The following is a 21809-nucleotide window of genomic DNA, read 5'->3' as shown; positions in this document are numbered from 1 at the left end:
CTGTTTTATGCAGTGTCCACACAGATTGCTTGGTCGAAATGTAGAACGTAAAAAGACTTGGGTCTGTAGCTCAGGTGGTTAGAGCGCACCCCTGATAAGGGTGAGGTCGGTGGTTCGAGTCCACTCAGACCCACCACTTTTTCTCCCAGAAAAAGTGGCGGTATAGTCTTTTACATCGTTGGGGTTATAGCTCAGCTGGGAGAGCGCCTGCCTTGCACGCAGGAGGTCTGCGGTTCGATCCCGCATAGCTCCACCACTCTTTAAACGCACTTTTCTTGAAAGACAGTTTAGTGTTTTTAAAAAGTGGTTATCTAACGATGATTACATGTTCTTTAACAATCTGGAAAGCTGACTAGTAAATTCAATCGAAAGATTGATTTTAAAAATGTTTTTATCTTCGGATAAAAACGAGTTCTCAAAACAACACACATTCAAGTGTCTTGTATCGAGTCCGGCGAAAAACCAATGTTTAATAGTTTCTTGATCGGATTATTAAACGCAAACCTTGGTTAGTTGAACATACAAGACCTCTTGGGGTTGTATGGTTAAGTGACTAAGCGTACACGGTGGATGCCTTGGCAGTCAGAGGCGATGAAGGACGTATTAACTTGCGATAAGCCCAGATTAGGCAGTAAAAGCCACTTGAGTCTGGGATTTCCGAATGGGGAAACCCACTAGCATAAGCTAGTATCATTAACTGAATACATAGGTTAATGAAGCGAACCGGGGGAACTGAAACATCTAAGTACCCCGAGGAAGAGAAATCAACCGAGATTCCGGTAGTAGCGGCGAGCGAAACCGGATTAGCCCTTAAGCTAGTTCTGCGTTAGGTGAAGGTTCTGGAAAGGACCGCGATACAGGGTGATAGCCCCGTAACCAACAACGCTTTATTAGTGAAATCGAGTAGGACGGGACACGTGATATCCTGTTTGAACATGGGGGGACCATCCTCCAAGGCTAAATACTCCTGACTGACCGATAGTGAACCAGTACCGTGAGGGAAAGGCGAAAAGAACCCCTGTGAGGGGAGTGAAATAGAACCTGAAACCGTGTACGTACAAGCAGTAGGAGCCCACTTGTTGGGTGACTGCGTACCTTTTGTATAATGGGTCAGCGACTTAATTTTAGTAGCAAGGTTAACCGTTTAGGGGAGCCGTAGGGAAACCGAGTCTTAACTGGGCGTCATAGTTGCTAGGATTAGACCCGAAACCGAGTGATCTAGCCATGGGCAGGTTGAAGGTGAGGTAACACTTACTGGAGGACCGAACCGACTAATGTTGAAAAATTAGCGGATGACTTGTGGCTAGGGGTGAAAGGCCAATCAAACTCGGAGATAGCTGGTTCTCCCCGAAAGCTATTTAGGTAGCGCCTCGGACGAATACTACTGGGGGTAGAGCACTGTTAAGGCTAGGGGGTCATCCCGACTTACCAACCCTTTGCAAACTCCGAATACCAGTAAGTACTATCCGGGAGACACACGGCGGGTGCTAACGTCCGTCGTGAAGAGGGAAACAACCCAGACCGCCAGCTAAGGTCCCAAAGTTATAGCTAAGTGGGAAACGATGTGGGAAGGCTCAGACAGCCAGGATGTTGGCTTAGAAGCAGCCATCATTTAAAGAAAGCGTAATAGCTCACTGGTCGAGTCGGCCTGCGCGGAAGATTTAACGGGGCTAAGCTATACACCGAAGCTGCGGCAATATGAATTCGTTCATATTGGGTAGGGGAGCGTTCTGTAAGCCGTTGAAGGTGCATTGTAAAGTGTGCTGGAGGTATCAGAAGTGCGAATGCTGACATGAGTAACGATAAAGGGAGTGAAAAACTCCCTCGCCGGAAGATCAAGGGTTCCTGTCCAACGTTAATCGGGGCAGGGTAAGTCGACCCCTAAGGCGAGGCCGAAAGGCGTAGTCGATGGGAAACGGGTTAATATTCCCGTACTTCTTATAATTGCGATGGAGGGACGGAGAAGGCTAGGTGAGCCTGGCGACGGTTGTCCAGGTCCAAGTATGTAGGCTGATGAATTAGGCAAATCCGGTTCATCTTAAGGCTGAGATACGATGTCGAGCTACTACGGTAGTGAAGTCATTGATGCCATGCTTCCGGGAAAAGCTTCTAAGCTTCAGATTATAAGAAATCGTACCCCAAACCGACACAGGTGATCAGGTAGAGAATACCAAGGCGCTTGAGAGAACTCGGGTGAAGGAACTAGGCAAAATGGTACCGTAACTTCGGGAGAAGGTACGCTCCTAGCGGTGATGAGACTTGCTCTCTAAGCTGCCGGGAGTCGCAGATACCAGGTGGCTGCAACTGTTTATTAAAAACACAGCACTGTGCAAAATCGAAAGATGACGTATACGGTGTGACGCCTGCCCGGTGCCGGAAGGTTAATTGATGGGGTTAGACTTCGGTCGAAGCTCTTGATCGAAGCCCCGGTAAACGGCGGCCGTAACTATAACGGTCCTAAGGTAGCGAAATTCCTTGTCGGGTAAGTTCCGACCTGCACGAATGGCGTAATGATGGCCACGCTGTCTCCACCCGAGACTCAGTGAAATTGAAATCGCAGTGAAGATGCTGTGTACCCGCGGCTAGACGGAAAGACCCCGTGAACCTTTACTATAGCTTGGCACTGAACATTGACCCTACATGTGTAGGATAGGTGGGAGACGTTGAAGCAACCGCGCCAGTGGTTGTGGAGTCAATCTTGAAATACCACCCTTGTATGCTTGATGTTCTAACGTTGGCCCCTTATCGGGGTTACGGACAGTGCCTGGTGGGTAGTTTGACTGGGGCGGTCTCCTCCCAAAGAGTAACGGAGGAGCACGAAGGTGGGCTAATCACGGTCGGACATCGTGAGGTTAGTGCAATGGCATAAGCCCGCTTGACTGCGAGAATGACAATTCGAGCAGGTGCGAAAGCAGGTCATAGTGATCCGGTGGTTCTGAATGGAAGGGCCATCGCTCAACGGATAAAAGGTACTCCGGGGATAACAGGCTGATACCGCCCAAGAGTTCATATCGACGGCGGTGTTTGGCACCTCGATGTCGGCTCATCACATCCTGGGGCTGAAGTCGGTCCCAAGGGTATGGCTGTTCGCCATTTAAAGTGGTACGCGAGCTGGGTTTAGAACGTCGTGAGACAGTTCGGTCCCTATCTGCCGTGGGCGTTGGATGATTGAGAGGGGCTGCTCCTAGTACGAGAGGACCGGAGTGGACGAACCGCTGGTGTTCGGGTTGTATCGCCAGATGCATTGCCCGGTAGCTAAGTTCGGAATCGATAACCGCTGAAAGCATCTAAGCGGGAAGCGAGCCTCAAGATGAGTCATCCCTAGACCTTTAAGGTCTCTAAAGGGTTGTTGAAGACTACAACGTTGATAGGTCAGGTGTGTAAGTGCTGCGAGGCATTGAGCTAACTGATACTAATTGCCCGTGAGGCTTAACCATACAACACCCAAGGGGTTTTCTTCTCCAAAGAGAAGAGACGGACTCTGCAAACGCTTGAATGCGTGTTGAGAACAACTAGTTAGATTTTCCCAGATTGCTATTTATTGCCATAAGGTGATAAATAAAACAGAATTTGCTTGGCGACCATAGCGTTATGGACCCACCTGATCCCTTGCCGAACTCAGTAGTGAAACGTAATAGCGCCGATGGTAGTGTGGGGTCTCCCCATGTGAGAGTAGGACATCGCCAGGCTTCAAATTGCTTAAATGCTGAATAGACACTGCGGAGTGGTAGTTCAGTTGGTTAGAATACCGGCCTGTCACGCCGGGGGTCGCGGGTTCGAGTCCCGTCCACTCCGCCATTATTAAAGAGACCTGAATCTAACGATTCAGGTTTTTTTTCGTCTGTAGATAAATAAATTCTCACTAGCGATGTAATATATCAGTTCAAATTATTCATTACTGAATATTTTATAATTTCTCCTATTTGATTTAATGAAATGACTTTGTTCTCTAAGTTACTTGAATACATTTAGTTTCGAGAAATATATGTTTGTTGTCCTGATAACTTTTTAAAGCTAATTAGCTCTTATTTTAAAGTCTATAATTTTAGAGGGTATAATATTCGTATTTTTTGCTTTTCCAAGATATATAAATATGTGCTATATGTATTTATTTTTATTTTTATTTTTATTTTTATTTTTATTATAGACTTCAAAGTTATCTATTTGATTAAATTATGATATGAATTTTACACTAGACTATTTTTAATTCGATATTCTTAGTGTTGGAGACTTAGCTAAATAAATCGTTTAGATATAAGATTATTATTTTTTCGTTTTTTGAAGGGCTGATTTTATTCAGTAATAGTGTCATATTATTAATTTGTATCATGGTCGTTTATATAAATAACTATCAGATTATTAAAAGTTATTAATGGAAGGGTGACTTAATTGTGAGGGGTTTTGCAGATGTAATATTGTTCACTCCTGATTGTTAACTTGTGTCTCAAGATTCTTTGATATATATAATTTTAATATCAGTTAATTATGTAATTAATATGGAGTATATTATTCTGTTGTGATTGTAAATAATTTAGCGAATATTTCTAGTAAATAAGTTTTGTATTCAGAATTATTTTTATATTCTATTAATGATGCAAGCTCTTGCCCAATTTGTGATATTCGATAATAGGTAAAAGAGATATTTTTATTATGGCAATGTAAGGTGTAATGAGTATCTCGTAAATGTACTTGAAGTTGTGCGGTATGATCAATTGTACTTGATTCGAATTCTGTTTTTAGTATTAGCCCTAAATCCATTAAAATAACGATACTGGAGTAGGGGATATTGTATTGGTCATATGCGATGGAGTAATGTTTTATTTTTGCTCCAAAAGGAATGAACCTTGTTGGTACTTTGATGCCTGTAATTATTTTTTTATCTTTATTCTTACCAACTTGGCAACATACACTTATGACTCGTTGAAATAACAGAGCCTCTTTTTGAGTCATTGTTATTAAAATAGTTAATGTTTTTAAAGAGGTTGTACCTGGACGTATAAGCTCTTTTTTGAGAATCCTAGACCATAATTTTTGCATAGATGGGTTATAGACATGTTTTGCCATTTCAATGAAACGCACTAACCAATCAGGATCTGGTTCTGCTGCTGTCTCATTCTGGCACTCGTCGTAGGTCAATTTGAATATTTTCTCGATATTATACTGTTCGTATTGATGTTGTAACTGTTGGCTATTGAAGTGCCTTTCTGTCAATGATAAGCCATTATTTGAATGAATTAAGCCATCATAGCCAAAATGTTTTGCTAAAGATTGGGTGCGAGCCTTACTGTCAGTTAATGGTCGTTTTGCAGAGGTGTTTTTTAAAGGTTGTTGTGTTGATGTCATTATGAAATATCTATTCACGATTAGGCCGTTATTAATAACGGCTATCATCAATATTTCTGAAGTGATAAATAAAATTTATATATTTTTTTTCACTAAGGTGATTACGCGTTCTATTTGCTGTTGGCTCAGTTGTCCTTCATGCACGAATACGACCTGGGCATTTTTATTGAGTACAATTATTGCGGAGTTTTCTTTTTTTAGATCCCATGTTTTTTGTACGATGCCGTTACTATCTAGCACAATAGATGACCACGGATATTTCTTTTTATTCTCTTCAGTCACACTTTTTACAAAGTGAGCTGTTCCCCAAATTGCATCATCTTGGTTGATGATGGTTGTTGTTTGATATTGTTGTTGCGGAAAGCGCGCAGCACTAATAGCATTCACTAATTTAGCATTGATTTTTTTTGCAGAACTTCTTCCTGCGATTGCCATTATTATACGTGTTTTCCCTTCTAATCTGGTGCTACGCCAAAATTGATAGCTAATACTGTCATTGTTCAGTACTAGTTCACCTTTATTCGTTACTGTAACGGCTGGTAAAGTTGTACCTATTTCAATGTTATTAGCTTGAGCTAAAGTTGGCAATGTAACAATAAAAAGTATTGTTAATAGTCTCTTATACATAATAATCCTTATTTATTTATGGTGTTATTAGTGTAGTGAATTATATTCCCCATGATAATGATCTTGTCTTATCGTTGTTAATCATTTTTGTTTATGTGGCAAATTGTTTGCATCTTTTTGTTGTTAATAAAAATAACTGCGTGTCATTGATTATTATGTGAGGATATATGTTGAGAATTTTTCAAGTTTATCGTCCTATTCAAGTAGCGAAACATGTTAAAAACTTCTTTAAAGGACGACTTTTTATTATCGGAATTGGTGGTTTTGAATTTGAATATGGTCGTTTACTTCCACCTAAGTCAGCTAACCTTAAAGCATTGAATGTATTATCAGAAGTGAATAAAGAAATTCAAATACTTTCTACTATAATTGCTTAACTAATAGCAAATCAATATAGGTATGAGCGTTTATTTTTTGAGATAATAGAAATTAATCGCAATCATTGTTTATGACTATTTAAAAACAATTATCAGAATAAGATGGATAAATTATAGGTTTATAATGAGATCGCCATTTTCATTTTGCAACGCTTGTTGATAACATTTAGTGTCTCATTAGGTTAGATTATTTAAAAAGTGTAGATAATTGTTCTAGAGTTATTTGGTCACTATGTAACTCTCTCTGGTGTTTGCCAGAAAAGTCATTCGAACTTGAATGTGCAACCTAATGAGTATTGTGTGTTAGTGATAGATATTTGAATTGAGTGGTTTATTATCAATAAATATTTGTAGCTATTGTTGTGTTGGTATAGATATACACCACTTGCCAGAATAGACCGTGTGAATGAATCTAATTTTTCCAAGAAGCATAATCCGAATGAATAAAGTTTATCAGTGGCTGGGTATTGCATCTTTTGCCTTAGTATTATCAAGTCCGGCAATGGCGGCATCTCTTAAAGTAAAGGGATTAAAAAGTAGCCTCGAAGATAATGTTGATGCGTATTTATCAGCAATTTCTAAGAATGATTATAGTGATACGTTGCGCTTTCAAGAGCAAGTGAAGTCTGAAATAAGTCAAGCTTTACAAGCGCTAGGCTATTATCAACCAACGTATGATTATCATGTAAAGGGCAGCGGTAAAAAGATTGCAATTACCGTGACTGTTGATGCTGGCCCTCGTACACATATAAGCCAGAGTAATATTATTATTACTGGAGATGCGAAAGATGATCCTGCTTTTATTTCATTATTAGAAAATAGTGGCTTAGGAATAGGTAAGGCTCTTAATCAAGGTAAATATGAGGCGTTAAAGTCTTCCTTACAAAGCTTAGCTATACGTCGAGGATATTTTGATGCTGAATTAAAGAAAAGCGAGTTAGGCGTGATCCCTACTCGTAATGAAGCGATCATTACTATCGATTTTGATTCTGGACGTCGTTACACTTTTGGTGATACGCATTTTACTGGCAGCCAAATCAAGGATGAACGTCTTCGTTCGATGATTCCTTATACTGAAAATGAGCCTTACTTAGCGTCTAAATTAGGCTTATATAATGAACGTTTGTCTAATGTAGGTTGGTTTTCATCTATTTATGTTGGCGGTGATGTCACTAAACGTAAGGATGATAAAATTCCGATTGAGGTTGCTTTAACACCTCAAGTTAGAAATCAAATTGAAACGGGTATTGGTTTTTCAACCGATACTGGTCCACGTTTGAAATTTAATTGGAAAAAACCATGGATTACCAGTAATGGCCATAGTTTTTATCTTAAATCTGAAATATCTAAAGAGCAGCCGAAGCTTGAAGCTGCTTATAAAATTCCATTAGATGATGTGCTAAATAATTATTATCAAATTGTTGGCGGTATCCGTTATGTTGATAATCACGATACTATTAGTACCCAATTAGGGTTAGGTGTTGAGCGTCATTGGAAGCTAAGCTCAGGTTGGGAGCGTACAGTATCGTTACATTGGCTTAATGAGAAATATAAGCAAGCTGGTGATGAAGAGGGTACCTTTAACTTATTTTTACCAGGACTTTCTTACAGTAAAAGTGAATTCACTGGCGGGATATTTCCAACCTCAGGTAGCAAATATAATTTTTCAGTTGAATTTGCGGATAAATCATTAGGTTCAGATACAAGCTTAGTTCGTTTGCAGGCAAAATCTGCTTGGATTCGTACTTTAAGCGAAAATCAACGTGGTATTTTCCGTATTGCCGGTGGTGCTGTATTAGCTGATAGTATTCGTGATATTCCACCATCATTACGTTACTTTATTGGTGGTGATAATAGTATTAGAGGCTACGGTTATGAGTCGATTTCGCCTCGTAATGATGCCGGAAGAATGGTGGGTGGCCAATATATGGCGACTTCTAGTATTGAGTACCAATATCGCCTATACGGCAATTGGTGGGGCGCACTATTTTATGATTATGGTTCGACATGGAATGATAATAAACCAGATTGGATGCGAGGCACGGGCTTTGGTGTGCGTTGGGCATCACCTGTTGGCCCTGTTCGTATTGACTTTGCTTGGGGGCTTGATAAGCCAGCCAAGAATAAGTTTGAACTTCACTTTACTCTAGGACCTGAATTATGATCTGGGTGAAGCGTATTTCTCTGGCTATCTTAGCCCTTTTATTATTTGTTGTGATTGCCGTTGCGGTGATTTTATACACCCCTGCTGGCTTAAAAGTTGCCAGTTGGGGAGCGCAAAAGGCTTTACCTGCACTATCTATTGGTACAACTAGTGGATCGTTGTTAAGCGGTTTCCAAATTGATGATGTACGCTATCAAGATAGCAATATGGATTTAGCTGTTAAGCAATTAAATTTAACCTTGGATGAGCGTTGTTTACTGACTCCTGAGATTTGTATTTCAGATTTAGGCGTAAAAGGGGTTAAGTTTTCAATGCCTAAATTACCGCCAGCAACGGAACCTCAGCAAGCATCAAAACCAGTAACAGAAATTAGTCTTCCGATTCCGATCAAAGTCGATAAAGTCATTTTAGATAATATTGATCTTGATATATTGGCGAATAAAGTGAGTTGGCAACATTTTGCAACGGCAGCGACTGTTATTGGTAGCCATGTAACATTAAAACCAACCGACTGGCAGAATATTAAGTTAGCGCTTGCTCCTGTTAAGGATACTGTTAAATCAAAAAACACTTCTCCAACAGATGTTAAGGATAAGTCGAACGCTACAGCGATTACATTACCTGATGTTGTATTGCCAATGTCATTTGATATTGAACGGTTTACAGTTAAAAACTTTGAATTGGAAGGTAAAACGCCACAAAAAGTATCTTTGCTTGAGCTGATTGCGTCTGGAAAGGGTAGTGAGATTAATGTTGAAAAACTACAAATTAATGCGCCGCAAGCTAATTTAAACGCTAAAGCACAAGTGACGTTAGCGGGTGATTATCCATTAACATTAGATGCCGATGCTAAAATCGCAATGAAGCCAGTTAATGGGCATCGATTAACATTAAAAGCTCATGGTTCATTACAAAAATTGCTTATCGATGCTCAACTAAAAGGTAAGCTAGATGCTGTTATTAAGGGTCAGTTATCGCCTCTTAAGGCAGACTTCCCATTTGATGTTGCAGTATCGAGTAAACACTTGCAGTGGCCGATTGATAAACCAGCTGAGTTTACCGTTGATAATACAGTCATTGACGCAAAAGGTAGTTTAAAAGGATTTACTTTTAAGGCTAAAAGCAGCATCGACGGTACACCTATGCCGGCGGTGAAATTAGCACTTAATGGTAAAGGTGACTTGAATCAGGTCGATCTTTCTTCTTTAAAGATAAATACCTTAGGCGGCGTAATTAGTGGTAATGCGCAAGCGAATTGGAAAAAATTAGTTACTTGGGATGGAGAATTAGCCTTTGCTAATATTCAACCTGGTTTACAGTGGCCTGCGGCTAAAGGCAATGTTAGTGGTAAATTTGTAACGTCTGGTGGATTAACGAAGCAAGGTGGTTGGTTTGTAAAACTGCCGCAACTATCAGTTGATGGCACTATCATGAAACAAGCATTAACGCTTGTTGGACAGTTAGATGCGTCAGATATTAACGGCAAAGGAGATTTACTTCAGGTAAATACCCCAGGGCTGACATTAAAACATGGCCCTAACGGCATGATGGTGAAAGGTCAGCTGGATAATACTTGGGACATGATTGCTAAGATCGATGCACCAGATTTATCAAAATCATTAAAAGGTTTACATGGTGCAGTTAATGGTGATGTGAAATTATCAGGTAGCATGGCAACACCAGATATTAAGCTTGATTTACAAGGTAATGATTTAGGTTGGCAACAATTAGCAAGCTTAGCATCGTTTGATCTTAAAGGTAATGTGACGCCGTTACCTGACATGAAAGCGGATATCAGTTTAACGGCTGCAAAAGGTAAATATGGCACGACCACATTAGATGATCTTAAGGTCTTATTTAACGGCACAGAGCAGAAACATCGTTTAACGGTTAATGCTAAAGGTGATCCTGTTGGTGCCAATTTATTGATTGATGGCTCTTTTAATAAGCAAACTGGTTGGCAGGGGATGTTAGCTAAAGGTGATATTAGTACGCCTGTTGGTAATTGGGTACTAAACCATCCGACTTTGATTCGTTATGACCTTAAAACAGCAATGGCGACGGTTGGAGCGCATTGTTGGCAGCAAGGACAAGCGGGGATTTGTTTAACGCAAGATCTTACCGCAGGGACTTCTGGTCAAGCGCAATTAGCGGTTCGTAAATTTAATTTTAATTTGCTTAAACCCTTTCTACCACCAGAGCTAAAAGTTAATGGTGAGTTAGGGGCGAATGTTGATGCGAAATGGTCACCTAAAACAGCACCATATCTAAAAGCTAACATCATCATGCCTGCCGGTGGGTTAAGCCAGCAAATGAGTAGTGATGAACACCCACTGAAATTAGGCTGGGATAAAGTAACAATCAATGCTGAGATGCAAGATAATGCGTTAAATGCTAATTGGTTAGTTGCGATTAAAAATAATGGTGATTTAAGCGGTCAGGCCAAGATCACTAACCTGCAAGGGGATAAACAGATTAATGCTAATGTTAAGCTTGATCGTTTTACGCTAGGTTTTCTTGAGCCAATAATTAAGGATTATCATAAGTTTGATGGTCAAGTTGATACTAATCTGACAGTGACTGGACCTATTCTACATCCTGCGGTTAATGGCTTATTACAAGTGACTAAGCTTGAAGCAACTGGGCGTAAGGTACCGTTAGATATCAAAAATGCAGATATTAAATTGGCATTTAATGGTTATAACGCCAGCTTAATCGGTAATATTTATACGCCTGATGGTCAGCTTTTGCTGCGTGGTACTGGTGACTGGCAGGATATGGCCGCTTGGAAAACTAAGCTTAATATCAATGGTAAAGAGTTGAAAGTTAGTGTACCGCCGATGGTTTCATTAAAGGTTTCTCCTGATTTAACTATTGAGGCATCACCAACTGCAGCAGAGATCACTGGTAAAATTGGTATTCCATGGGGACGGATTACCGTTAATCAATTACCTAAATCTGCAGTGAAAGTATCGAAAGATCAAGTGATCTTAAAAGATAACTTACAGCCAGTGAAAGAAAAATCAGCGGTGCCATTTGATATTACAACCAATATTTTTGTTCATATTGGTGATGACGTTAAATTGTCAGCCTTTGGTTTAAAAGCTGGTTTGTTAGGTGATTTAAATATTCGCCAAGCAGGTAAGGGACCAATGATTTATGGTGAAGTAAATATTGCTAAAGGATCGTACTACCGCGCATTAGGGCAAGAATTATTGATCCGTAAAGGCCAAATCTTATTTAATGGTCCAGCGGAACAACCTTATCTCTCTATCGAAGCGATTCGAGATCCTGATAATGTAGAAGATGATGTTATTGCCGGAGTACGAGTTACTGGTCCTGCGGATAAACCTGAAGTCAATATATTCTCTGATCCTGCGATGCCGCAACAAAATGCATTGTCATATATTCTAACCGGTAAGAATCTTGACTCTGAAGGTTCAGGTGATAGTAATAGTGCAATGACAACGGCATTGATTGGAATGGGTCTAGCACAAAGCGGTCAACTAGTGGGTGATGTTGGCGAAGCTGTTGGCGTTAAAGATCTGAGTTTATCCACCTCTGGTGCTGGTGATGATTCACAAGTGACGATCAGTGGCTATATTGCTCCTGGCTTACAGGTGAAATATGGGGTTGGTATTTTCAACCAAGTTGATGAGTTTACTTTACGTTATCGATTAATGCGTAATTTGTATGTTGAAGCGGTTTCTGGTCTTGATCAGGCGGTGGATTTACTTTACCAATTTGAATTTAATTAATCACAATATTGGTATTCAATGTATTGAGTGCCAATAATTGACAAAGCCCGGTTAGATTAATAACCGGGCTTTTTTTATCTCATCACTTTATGGGGTGGATATTGGTTGTGATGTTTTAAGTTTTTGATAGTTAAGACCGTTGTAGATTGCTGTGTAACCGAGTTTTTCTAGTGTCGTTGCTGCTATCTCTGCCCGTCGACCTGATTTACAGTAAAGTAAAATGGGTTGAGTCTTGTCTTGATAACGAGTCACTATAGTTGCAATCTGTTGGTAAGGGATATTAATGGCTGAGTTTAAATGTCCTGCGGCAAACTCAGCACTGGTTCGAACATCAATAATGACATTAGGTTGTTGCTGCTGTAGTTGCCAAAATTGTTGTACTGAAACATTTTTGGCATAACTTATTGACGTTATAATACTAAGACTTAATGTTGTAATGAGTAGCCCATATTTTAGTGCTGGTTTCATTACTCGGCCTCGTTATTTTTGCGCGCGTTCAAATGAGGTTATTATTTCTTCTTTTGCTGACTCGGCATTCTCCCAGCCATCAATTTTGACCCATTTGTTAGCTTCTAATTCTTTATAGTGTTCGAAAAAGTGCACAATTTGTGCTTTCAATAGACTAGGAAGATCATCAATATCTTGAATATGATTGTATTCTGAACTGAGTTTACTATGTGGTACCGCGACAATTTTAGCATCTTCACCTGATTCATCGGTCATTTTTAGCACCCCGATTGGGCGACAACGAATAACTGAACCCGCAAGTAATGGGTAAGGCGTTGGTACCAATACATCAACAGGATCACCATCAAGAGAAAGGGTGTGGTTGATATAACCATAATTACACGGATAGAACATTGGAGTGGAGGTGAAACGGTCAACAAATATCGCGCCACTGGCTTTATCTACTTCGTACTTAATTGGGTCTGCATTGGCTGGAATTTCAATAATAACGTTAATATCGTTGGGAATGTCCTGACCTGCAGTCACTTTATTTAAGCTCATGATAGATTCCTTTTTGGTTAATTAAATGTTGCGTATATTGAGGTTATCATGATTATGGCTAAAAACAACCGCAGCGCTTGAGGTGTTTTTAAAAGAACTTGATGGTGATAAAGAGAGAATTAATTAATATCAAGGTGGCTAGCACCACCTTGAATTGTTGTTGTTATTGATCATTTATTTCGTGCAGGAAAGCCTCTACTTTGTTGACCATATTGGTTGAACCAACAAAAAAAGGTACTCGTTGATGTAATTCAGTCGGAATAAGATCCAAAATACGCTGTTGACCATCTGTTGCTCGCCCGCCAGCTTGTTCTATTAATAGTGCCATTGGATTACATTCATAAAGTAGGCGTAATTTCCCATTTGGATAACTGGCTGTACTTGGATAAAGGTAGATTCCACCTTTTAATAAATTACGATGAAAATCAGCAACTAAGGAGCCAATGTAGCGTGAGGTATAAGGACGGTTATCTTGTGGAACACATTCTTGGCAATACTTGATGTATTTTTTTACACCTAATGGAAAACGAATATAATTACCTTCGTTAATCGAGTAAATATTGCCATCAACCGGAATTTGCATATTCTCATGCGAGAGGCAGAATACGCCGAGAGAGGGATCATAAGTGAAGCCATGGACACCATTACCAGTAGTGTAAACCAGCATTGTTGAGGAGCCATAGATAATATAACCGGCTGCAACTTGCAGATGTCCCGGTTGCAGGAAATCTGCATCTGTCGCAGGTGAGCCAACGGGAGATATTCGACGATAGATTGAGAAAATGGTGCCGACGGATACATTAACATCAATGTTAGATGAGCCATCTAGTGGATCCATTAACACCACATATTTAGCATCACGATTTAATTGGCGGTTAAAACTGACGGCTTGATCCTCTTCTTCACTGGCAATACCACAGACTTGATCACGTGCTTCTAATGCTGCTTTAAATTTATCATTAGCATAAAGGTCAAGTTTTTGTTGTTCTTCACCCTGCACATTTTCGGTGCCTACTGCCCCTGTTATATCAACCAGTCCTGCTTTATTGATTTCGCGGTTTACGATTTTAGCCGCTAGTTTGATTGAGCCTAGTAGTGATGATAGTTCGCCACTAGCGTGAGGAAAATCATTCTGCTTCTCGACAATAAATTCACCAAGCGTTCTAATATCGGTCATAAACAATCCTTGCATCATGTTGTCATAAGGGTAGAGAGATTCAGTTGTATACTGTTTGGATCTCAACGCATAATGAGATCGGACGCTTCATAATATTTTTCGTTGTATAAAGAATTGTATATAAAGATCTTTTTTATGGTAACGAAGTAACGTCAAAGCGTGACATTAATAAAAATTAAGGATGGAGAGAGCAATTATGCATATTCATATTTTAGGTATCTGTGGAACATTTATGGGGGGCGCAGCTACATTAGCGACTCAACTTGGGCATAAAGTTACCGGTTCTGATGCTAATGTTTATCCACCGATGAGTACCATGCTTGAGTCTCAAGGTATTGAAATAATTCAAGGATATGATCCTGAGCAATTAAATCCAGCACCTGATTTAGTGGTGATCGGTAATGCGATGAGTCGCGGTAATCCATGTGTTGAATATGTTCTCAACAATAATTTACGCTACACCTCTGGTCCTCAGTGGTTACATGATTATTTATTGCATGATCGTTGGGTAATGGCGGTTGCTGGTACACATGGCAAAACAACCACTGCGAGTATGTTAGCCTGGATTTTAGATGATTGTGGTTATCAACCTGGCTTCTTAGTGGGGGGAGTGCTTGGAAACTTTGGTGTTTCAGCTCGCCTTGGCGAAAGTATGTTTTTTGTTGTTGAAGCCGATGAATATGACAGTGCTTTTTTTGATAAGCGTTCGAAGTTTGTGCATTACCATCCACGCACTTTGATCATGAATAACCTTGAGTTTGATCATGCAGATATCTTTGATGATCTAAAAGCAATTCAACGTCAATTTCATCATTTAGTACGTACAGTACCAGGGAATGGTCGTATTTTAGCACCGCATGGGGTAAAAAATATTGATCAAACGCTAGCGATGGGTTGTTGGAGTGAATTGGAATATATTGGTGGCGATGGCCATTGGCGTGCGCAAAAACAACTTGCTGATGGCAGCATATTTGACGTTTATCTGGATGGTCAATTAGTCGGTGTTGTGGACTGGGCATTAGTTGGCGATCATAATGTTAATAATGCATTGATGGCAATTGCTGCTGCTCGACACGTGGGGGTAACGGCGAATTTAGCCTGTGAGTCATTAGCTAAATTTATTAATACTAAGCGTCGATTAGAGTATAAAGGCGAGGTCAATGGCGTCACTGTATATGATGATTTTGCCCATCATCCAACCGCAATAGAGTTAACATTGGGTGGATTGAGAGCTAAATTGAATCAATCACGTATTCTTGCAGTGCTTGAACCGCGTTCAAATACGATGAAATTAGGTGTACACAAACACGACTTGGCACCTGCGTTACATGCCGCAGATGAAGTGTTCTTATTTCAACCGGATAATATTCCATGGTCAGTTCAAGAAATTGCAGATCAATGTTCACAACCTGCGTTTTGTAGTGATGATATTGATACGCTGGTGGCTAAGATTGCTGAATCAGCTCAGGCTGGCGATACTATTTTAGTGATGAGTAATGGTGGTTTTTGTGGTATTCATGACAAATTATTAGCCGCATTAACTGCAAAATAAAGTGAGATATAATGAAGCATAAACAGATAACATTGGCATGGACGGGAGCGTCCGGTGCACCTTATGGTTTGCGTTTGCTGGAATGTTTGTTGGCGGCAGATTATCAGGTTTATCTGTTGATTTCATCGGCGGCGCGAGTGGTATTGGCGACTGAGCATGGGCTTAAATTATCAGCAGCACCAGAAACAGCGCAGCAACAATTAGTTGCTTATTTGCAGTGTGCCACTGAAAAATTGGTAGTGTGTGGTAAAGAGGAATGGTTTTCACCTGTAGCTTCAGGTTCGGCAGCGCCTAAGCAAATGGTGATCTGTCCATGTTCGGCATCGACGTTAGCTTCCGTTGCTTATGGAATGTCGAATAATTTGCTCGAGCGGGCGGCGGATGTAGTGATAAAAGAGCGTGGTCAATTGCTACTTGTGGTCAGAGAAACGCCATTCTCAAGCATCCATTTAGAGAATATGCTTAAGCTATCGCAATTGGGGGTTACGATCATGCCTGCAGCACCAGGATTTTATCATCAACCGCAAACCATTGCTGATTTAGTGGATTTTATGGTGGCACGTATATTAGATCACCTAAAAATAGAGCAAGGTTTAGTTCCTCGTTGGGGATATGATCAACGCGAACAATCCTAATTTAGGAACAGAGTGTCACTCATATTAAGGAGACACTGAAAACAAAGGGTCTATATTTCTTGAGCATTGATATTGATGCTACGCAAAGTTAGATAGACCCTAATCATCGATCAGTTGCTGTAATCAAACAGCTCGCATACCGAGTCATAAAGCTCATTGGTGGTGATGTTATTGGTCGGTGTAATAAAAATAGTATCGTCACCCGCAACAACACCTAAGATTCCTTCCGCTCTACCTAAAGAGTCTAATAAGCGTGCAATAACTTGCGCTGCGCCGGGACCGGTATGGATCACGACTAAGGCACTATTAAAGCCCACTTCCATTACTAATTCTTTTAATGGGCTAGTGATTGTTGGAACACCCAGCTCAATCGGTAAGCAATAAACCATTTCCATCTTTGCATTGCGAGTACGGACTGCGCCGAATTTTGTTAGCATGCGAGAGACTTTTGATTGGTTAATATTATCAAAACCCTGTGCTTTTAACGCATCAACAATCTCACCTTGAGAACTGAATTTTTCTTCTTTTAAAATTGATTTAAACGCTTTGATTAAACGTTCTTGTTTATCTGAATTTCGCATAAGTAAATATTATCTACAGGGACGAGGTGAGCCATTTTTGCATAACCTGTGACTCACTGGCAAACAAACTGAATCAAAATAAATATGTGAATTCGCATTTTTGGCATAGATAAAATTTTTTATTGTGGCTCTTGTCATTGTTTTATCATAACTAATTAATTGAAATCTGATAAAGCAGAGTCATTATTAATTTTTTATTTTATTTGTCTGATAAAAGCATTTGAGTGCATTTTTATGGGATTCTGCGTTACTTCGCAAAGCGAGGGGGAGAAGATTGTATTTTTTTTATGCTTAATATAACGTCCATAGATTGTTATTCAGTTACTACTATTATTAACTGAATTAGGTTGTACCCACTTCAATAAATATACTTCTATCGTAAAGGAGAACGAACATGAAAGTTGCTGTAATTGGTGCGGCTGGTGGTATTGGTCAGGCATTAGCATTGCTATTGAAAAATCGTTTACCAGCAGGCTCAGATCTTGCTTTATATGATATTGCTCCAGTGACACCTGGGGTTGCGGCAGATTTAAGCCATATTCCAACCCCTGTAGCAATTAAAGGATATTGTGGGGACGATCCAACGCCGGCGCTAGAAGGTGCTGATGTTGTGCTTATTTCTGCAGGTGTAGCACGTAAACCCGGAATGGATCGTTCTGATTTATTCAATGTTAATGCTGGTATTGTAAAATCATTAGCTGAAAAAATCGCAGTAGTGTGTCCACAAGCTTGTGTTGGTATTATTACTAATCCTGTAAATACTACGGTTGCGATTGCGGCTGATGTATTGAAAAAAGCCGGTGTTTACGACAAGCGTAAGTTATTTGGTATTACGACTTTAGATGTACTTCGTTCGGAAACATTTGTTGCTGAGCTAAAAGGCGTTTCACCATGTGATATTCGAGTACCTGTCATTGGTGGCCATTCGGGGGTAACTATTTTACCATTGTTATCGCAAGTTGAAGGTGTGAGCTTTAGTGAAGATGAAGTGAAAGCATTAACTCCACGCATTCAAAATGCAGGTACTGAAGTTGTAGAAGCTAAAGCGGGTGGTGGCTCTGCGACATTGTCTATGGGCCAAGCCGCCTGTCGTTTTGGTTTAGCTATGGTGCGTGCATTACAAGGTGAACAAGGTGTTGTTGAATGCGCTTATGTTGAAGGTGACGGTAAACATACTCGTTTCTTCGCTCAACCTGTATTACTGGGTAAAGATGGCATTGAAGAAGTGATGGACTACGGTACATTAAGTGCATTTGAACAAAATGCATTAGAAAGCATGCTTGATACATTACGTGCAGATATTACACTGGGTGAAGAGTTTGCTGCAAAATAAACCAGCTTAACTATTTGAATTAAAAAAGCGGCCTAAAGAGCCGCTTTTTTATGGCTGTTATTTATGAATATTAATAATAACGTTCGCAACCATTATGGAGTTGAGGTTGTTCGATAAGATCTGCAATATCTATTGACTGTAATTGATGATCTTGGCGGTGCTCGACGATCACTGAGTGGTACTGATGATCAATGCCGATCACTTTGCCTACTCCATGATAAGATTCAACCCACATTCCTTTGGTCAAATGCTTCATATCCATGATCACCTTCTTAGCCGATAAGGCACTTTATTTACCTAGTAGCTACAGTATAGATCATCGTCGATCGTAGATAGAGTTATCACGGGGGGAGGTTATTGGATATAAAAAAACCTGCCACTAGGACAGGTTTTGATAAAAAGGGGATTATTTTTTACGTTGTACTGCCATATGGGCTAACGTAATCAGTGCTTGCTTATAGTCGGACTCAGCAATCGGAGCTAGAGCCGCTATGGCTTTTTGTGCTTCTTGTTCAGCACGTTGTTGAGTGTACTCTAACGAGCCATATTGGTGCATACAAGCCAAAATAGCCTCAAGCTTATCCATGCCATTAGCATGAACAATTGCTTCACGTATCATTGTAGCCTGTGCTTGATCGCCATGATGCATTGCATGCAGTAAAGGTAATGTCGGTTTGCCTTCAGCAAGATCATCACCAACGTTCTTACCCATTTCTTTGCCGTCGGCAACATAGTCAAGGACGTCATCGATTAACTGGAAAGCAGTACCTAAATAACGTCCATACTCTTGCAGCGCAACCTCAATTTCTGTTGGTGCATCTGCAATAATGGCCGCAATTTGTGTTGATGCTTCAAATAAGCGCGCTGTTTTCGAGTAGATCACCTGCATGTAGCTGGTTTCTGTGGTTTCAGGATCGTTACAGTTCATTAACTGCAGTACTTCACCTTCAGCGATCACATTGGTTGCTTCACTCATGATATCAAGGATCCTTAAGGATCGTAGGCTTGTCATCATTTGAAATGAGCGCGTATAAATGTAGTCACCAACTAAAACACTGGCTGCATTACCAAAAGCGGCATTGGCTGTTTCTTTGCCACGACGCATATCTGATTCATCAACCACATCATCATGGAGCAATGTCGCGGTGTGGATAAATTCAACAAAAGCCGCGGCTGTGGTGTGTTTGTCACCCTCATAGCCAAGTGCACGTGCTGTTAATACTGCCAGCATGGGGCGAATACGTTTTCCACCACTGTTGACAATGTAGAATCCGAGTTGATTAATGAGGGCAACATCTGAGTTAAGTTGCGCCTGTATCTTCGCGTCGACTTCCGCCATATCGTTGGCGGTGAGCGCTTGGATAGCTTTAAAATCCATTATACATCCAGCAAGATTGTTAGCCGCGTAGGGCGGAAAATATTTTCAATTGATACGGGAATCTTACACTAAAATAACCATATCGTCATAACCTCAAATACAGCTATTTCAAACAGTTTTTGTATTGGGCAGCTTTTCACCAATTTTCTTTCCATAATGGCTTGCCACAAAGTCTCTTTTCGCGTAACATTCGCGCCCTATTGATGACAAGATTAAGCGCATACCCATTGCCCATTTTAGACGTGGCAAATGGCCTATGCGGAGAAGCGGAGTAAGACATGTACGCTGTTTTCCAAAGTGGTGGTAAACAACACCGTGTAAGCGAAGGCCAAACCTTACGCTTAGAAAAATTAGACGCTGAAACTGGCGCTAACGTTGAATTTGACTCAGTACTTTTAGTAGCTAATGGCGAAGAAGTAACTGTAGGCGCACCGTTCGTAGCTGGCGGTAAAGTAACTGCTGAAGTTGTTACTCACGGTCGTGGCGATAAGATTAAAATCGTTAAGTTCCGTCGTCGTAAGCACTCTCGTAAGCAAATGGGCCACCGTCAGTGGTTCACTGAAGTCAAAATTACTGGCATCAGCGCTTAATAACAGGAGAATTTAAAGATGGCACATAAAAAAGCTGGCGGTTCTACTAATAACGGCCGTGATTCAGAAAGCAAACGCCTAGGTGTTAAGCGTTTTGGTGGCGAGTCTGTATTAGCAGGCAACATCATCGTTCGTCAACGTGGTACTAAGTTCCACGCTGGCACAAACGTTGGCCTAGGTAAAGACCACACTCTATTCGCTCTATCTGATGGTAAAGTGAAGTTTGAAGTTAAAGGTCCTAAAAACCGTAAATTCGTATCTATCGACGCTGAATAATTTTCAGAATCGACACGAATATTAAAGCCCTGCCTTTTTGGCGGGGCTTTTTATATCTGGAGGGTTTATGATTAACCGCGGCCCCATGATTGGTTTTTTTCTTGCAATGACAACCGCCGTTTTTTGGGGCGCATTACCCATTGCAATGAAACAAGCTGTAGAAGTGATGGATCCTTTTACAATTGTTTGGTATCGCTTTATTACTGCAGCGTTTGGCTTAGGCCTTTTTTTAGCGTGGCGAAAGCAATTACCAACGATATCAAATCTTGGGCGAATGAGTTGTGTGGTGCTAGCCATCGCCAGTATTGGCCTTGCGGGTAACTTTGTGCTGTATAACAGTTCATTGAAATACCTAAATCCTCCCGTTGTACAAGTTATTATCCAATTAGCCCCCGTGATGCTGTTAGTATCCAGTGCGTGGGTATTTAAAGAAAAGTTAGGCCGACATCAAATTATTGGTGTAATTGCGTTAATTAGTGGGCTGATCTTATTTTTTAATGAACGGCTTATTGAGTTGTTTACCAGTTTTTCTGGCTATACTCTTGGTGTTAGTCTTGCTGTTGCCGCTGCGTTAGTGTGGGTCGTTTATGGCTTAGCGCAGAAATGGTTATTACGGCAGTTTTCATCAGCACAAATATTACTGATGATTTATATCATCTGTGCTGTAATACTGACCCCAATGGCACAACCACAACAAATTTTAACAATGGATAACCGTCAATTAGGGATGCTGTTATTCTGTTGTGTTAATACGCTTGTTGGCTATGGTGCATTTGCTGAAGCAATGGCACGTTGGCAAGCATCACAAGTGAGTGCAGTGATTACACTGACTCCCTTGTTTACGATATTATTTGTCGATCTTGCGAGTTTGGCTTGGCCACAATATGTTGCGACAGTCTCTTTGAATATATGGGGCTATCTCGGTGCTATGGTTGTGGTAAGTGGCGCTGTTTGCTGTGCTATAGGCCATAAGTTTATTCGCCAGAGCAAATAGTCAAGGTCCATGACAA

The 21809-nt window shown here is 40.5% G+C and carries 17 protein-coding genes, 3 tRNA genes and 2 rRNA genes; 14 read left to right on the top strand and 8 right to left on the bottom strand.

Going from position 1 to position 21809, the window contains the following annotated elements:
* Window positions 1-59 precede the first annotated feature (59 nt).
* The 5 genes from PPBDW_RS14030 (at window position 60) to PPBDW_RS14010 (ending at window position 3798) form a co-directional block, all read left to right on the top strand.
* A tRNA-Ile gene (locus PPBDW_RS14030) sits at window positions 60-136 on the top strand.
* Window positions 137-180: 44 nt separating this feature from the next.
* A tRNA-Ala gene (locus tag PPBDW_RS14025) sits at window positions 181-256 on the top strand.
* Between the two features lie 287 nt (window positions 257-543).
* Window positions 544-3437 (top strand): 23S ribosomal RNA (locus PPBDW_RS14020).
* A gap of 136 nt (window positions 3438-3573) precedes the next feature.
* Window positions 3574-3689: ribosomal RNA gene (rrf, locus tag PPBDW_RS14015) — 5S ribosomal RNA — on the top strand.
* A 32-nt stretch (window positions 3690-3721) separates the two neighbouring features.
* Window positions 3722-3798 (top strand) — tRNA-Asp (locus tag PPBDW_RS14010).
* 708 nt (window positions 3799-4506) lie between these two features.
* Here PPBDW_RS14010 and PPBDW_RS14005 read toward each other — a convergent pair.
* Window positions 4507-5343, bottom strand: a complete 837-nt coding sequence (locus tag PPBDW_RS14005; RefSeq protein WP_036796209.1) for a TIGR03899 family protein — start codon at window positions 5341-5343, stop codon at window positions 4507-4509.
* Between the two features lie 75 nt (window positions 5344-5418).
* Window positions 5419-5970, bottom strand: a complete 552-nt coding sequence (locus tag PPBDW_RS14000; RefSeq protein ID WP_036796207.1) for a YtfJ family protein — start codon at window positions 5968-5970, stop codon at window positions 5419-5421.
* A gap of 167 nt (window positions 5971-6137) precedes the next feature.
* Between PPBDW_RS14000 and PPBDW_RS13995 the strand changes: the two genes are divergently transcribed.
* The 3 genes from PPBDW_RS13995 (at window position 6138) to tamB (ending at window position 12269) form a co-directional block, all read left to right on the top strand.
* Window positions 6138-6347 (top strand): DUF1107 domain-containing protein, encoded by a 210-nt coding sequence (locus PPBDW_RS13995; protein ID WP_036796206.1) that lies wholly within the window; start codon window positions 6138-6140, stop codon window positions 6345-6347.
* Window positions 6348-6786: 439 nt separating this feature from the next.
* Entirely contained in the window at window positions 6787-8511 is a 1725-nt protein-coding gene (gene tamA / locus PPBDW_RS13990) for an autotransporter assembly complex protein TamA (protein ID WP_036796204.1), read from the top strand.
* Window positions 8508-12269 (top strand): autotransporter assembly complex protein TamB, encoded by a 3762-nt coding sequence (tamB, locus tag PPBDW_RS13985; protein WP_036796203.1) that lies wholly within the window; start codon window positions 8508-8510, stop codon window positions 12267-12269. Before tamA ends, tamB begins: the two co-directional genes overlap by 4 nt.
* A gap of 87 nt (window positions 12270-12356) precedes the next feature.
* Here the strand turns inward: tamB and PPBDW_RS13980 are convergent, their stop codons facing one another.
* The 3 genes from PPBDW_RS13980 to fbp form a co-directional block, all read right to left on the bottom strand.
* Window positions 12357-12737: a rhodanese-like domain-containing protein gene (locus tag PPBDW_RS13980; RefSeq protein WP_036796202.1), complete on the bottom strand. Its 381-nt coding sequence runs from the start codon at window positions 12735-12737 to the stop codon at window positions 12357-12359.
* Window positions 12738-12749: 12 nt separating this feature from the next.
* A complete protein-coding gene (gene ppa, locus PPBDW_RS13975; RefSeq protein WP_036796201.1) occupies window positions 12750-13277 on the bottom strand; it encodes an inorganic diphosphatase in 528 nt (175 codons plus the stop codon).
* Between the two features lie 163 nt (window positions 13278-13440).
* Entirely contained in the window at window positions 13441-14454 is a 1014-nt protein-coding gene (gene fbp, locus PPBDW_RS13970; protein WP_036796200.1) for a class 1 fructose-bisphosphatase, read from the bottom strand.
* A gap of 196 nt (window positions 14455-14650) precedes the next feature.
* Here fbp and mpl point away from each other — a divergent pair, with 196 nt between their 5' ends.
* Together mpl and PPBDW_RS13960 are read left to right on the top strand one after the other, a co-directional pair.
* Window positions 14651-16006 (top strand): UDP-N-acetylmuramate:L-alanyl-gamma-D-glutamyl-meso-diaminopimelate ligase, encoded by a 1356-nt coding sequence (mpl, locus tag PPBDW_RS13965; RefSeq protein ID WP_036796198.1) that lies wholly within the window; start codon window positions 14651-14653, stop codon window positions 16004-16006.
* A gap of 11 nt (window positions 16007-16017) precedes the next feature.
* Window positions 16018-16641 carry a flavin prenyltransferase UbiX gene (locus tag PPBDW_RS13960; RefSeq protein WP_036796197.1) on the top strand — a complete coding sequence of 208 codons (624 nt, stop codon included), beginning with the start codon at window positions 16018-16020 and terminating at the stop codon, window positions 16639-16641.
* A gap of 110 nt (window positions 16642-16751) precedes the next feature.
* Here the strand turns inward: PPBDW_RS13960 and argR are convergent, their stop codons facing one another.
* Window positions 16752-17222, bottom strand: coding sequence for a transcriptional regulator ArgR (gene argR / locus PPBDW_RS13955; protein ID WP_036796195.1), 471 nt, complete (start codon window positions 17220-17222; stop codon window positions 16752-16754).
* A gap of 394 nt (window positions 17223-17616) precedes the next feature.
* On the opposite strand from argR, the gene mdh reads away from it, so the two are divergent.
* Window positions 17617-18555, top strand: a complete 939-nt coding sequence (mdh, locus tag PPBDW_RS13950) for a malate dehydrogenase (protein ID WP_036796193.1) — start codon at window positions 17617-17619, stop codon at window positions 18553-18555.
* A 70-nt stretch (window positions 18556-18625) separates the two neighbouring features.
* Here the strand turns inward: mdh and PPBDW_RS13945 are convergent, their stop codons facing one another.
* Window positions 18626-18811, bottom strand: coding sequence for a hypothetical protein (locus tag PPBDW_RS13945; RefSeq protein WP_230850453.1), 186 nt, complete (start codon window positions 18809-18811; stop codon window positions 18626-18628).
* A 150-nt stretch (window positions 18812-18961) separates the two neighbouring features.
* Window positions 18962-19933: an octaprenyl diphosphate synthase gene (ispB, locus tag PPBDW_RS13940; RefSeq protein WP_036796191.1), complete on the bottom strand. Its 972-nt coding sequence runs from the start codon at window positions 19931-19933 to the stop codon at window positions 18962-18964.
* Window positions 19934-20211: 278 nt separating this feature from the next.
* Between ispB and rplU the strand changes: the two genes are divergently transcribed.
* From rplU to PPBDW_RS13925, 3 genes are all read left to right on the top strand, one after another.
* Window positions 20212-20523, top strand: coding sequence for a 50S ribosomal protein L21 (gene rplU / locus PPBDW_RS13935; protein ID WP_036796189.1), 312 nt, complete (start codon window positions 20212-20214; stop codon window positions 20521-20523).
* A gap of 18 nt (window positions 20524-20541) precedes the next feature.
* The gene (gene rpmA / locus PPBDW_RS13930) at window positions 20542-20799 is read left to right on the top strand and encodes a 50S ribosomal protein L27 (RefSeq protein ID WP_036796188.1); all 258 of its coding nucleotides are present in this window, start codon (window positions 20542-20544) and stop codon (window positions 20797-20799) included.
* A gap of 67 nt (window positions 20800-20866) precedes the next feature.
* A complete protein-coding gene (locus PPBDW_RS13925) occupies window positions 20867-21793 on the top strand; it encodes a DMT family transporter (RefSeq protein ID WP_036796187.1) in 927 nt (308 codons plus the stop codon).
* Window positions 21794-21809 lie beyond the last annotated feature (16 nt).

Source organism: Photobacterium kishitanii (assembly GCF_000613045.3).
In the GTDB taxonomy this organism is placed as follows: domain Bacteria; phylum Pseudomonadota; class Gammaproteobacteria; order Enterobacterales; family Vibrionaceae; genus Photobacterium; species Photobacterium kishitanii.
Note: the sequence above shows the minus strand (reverse complement) of the source record. Positions and strands in the feature narration are given on the sequence as shown.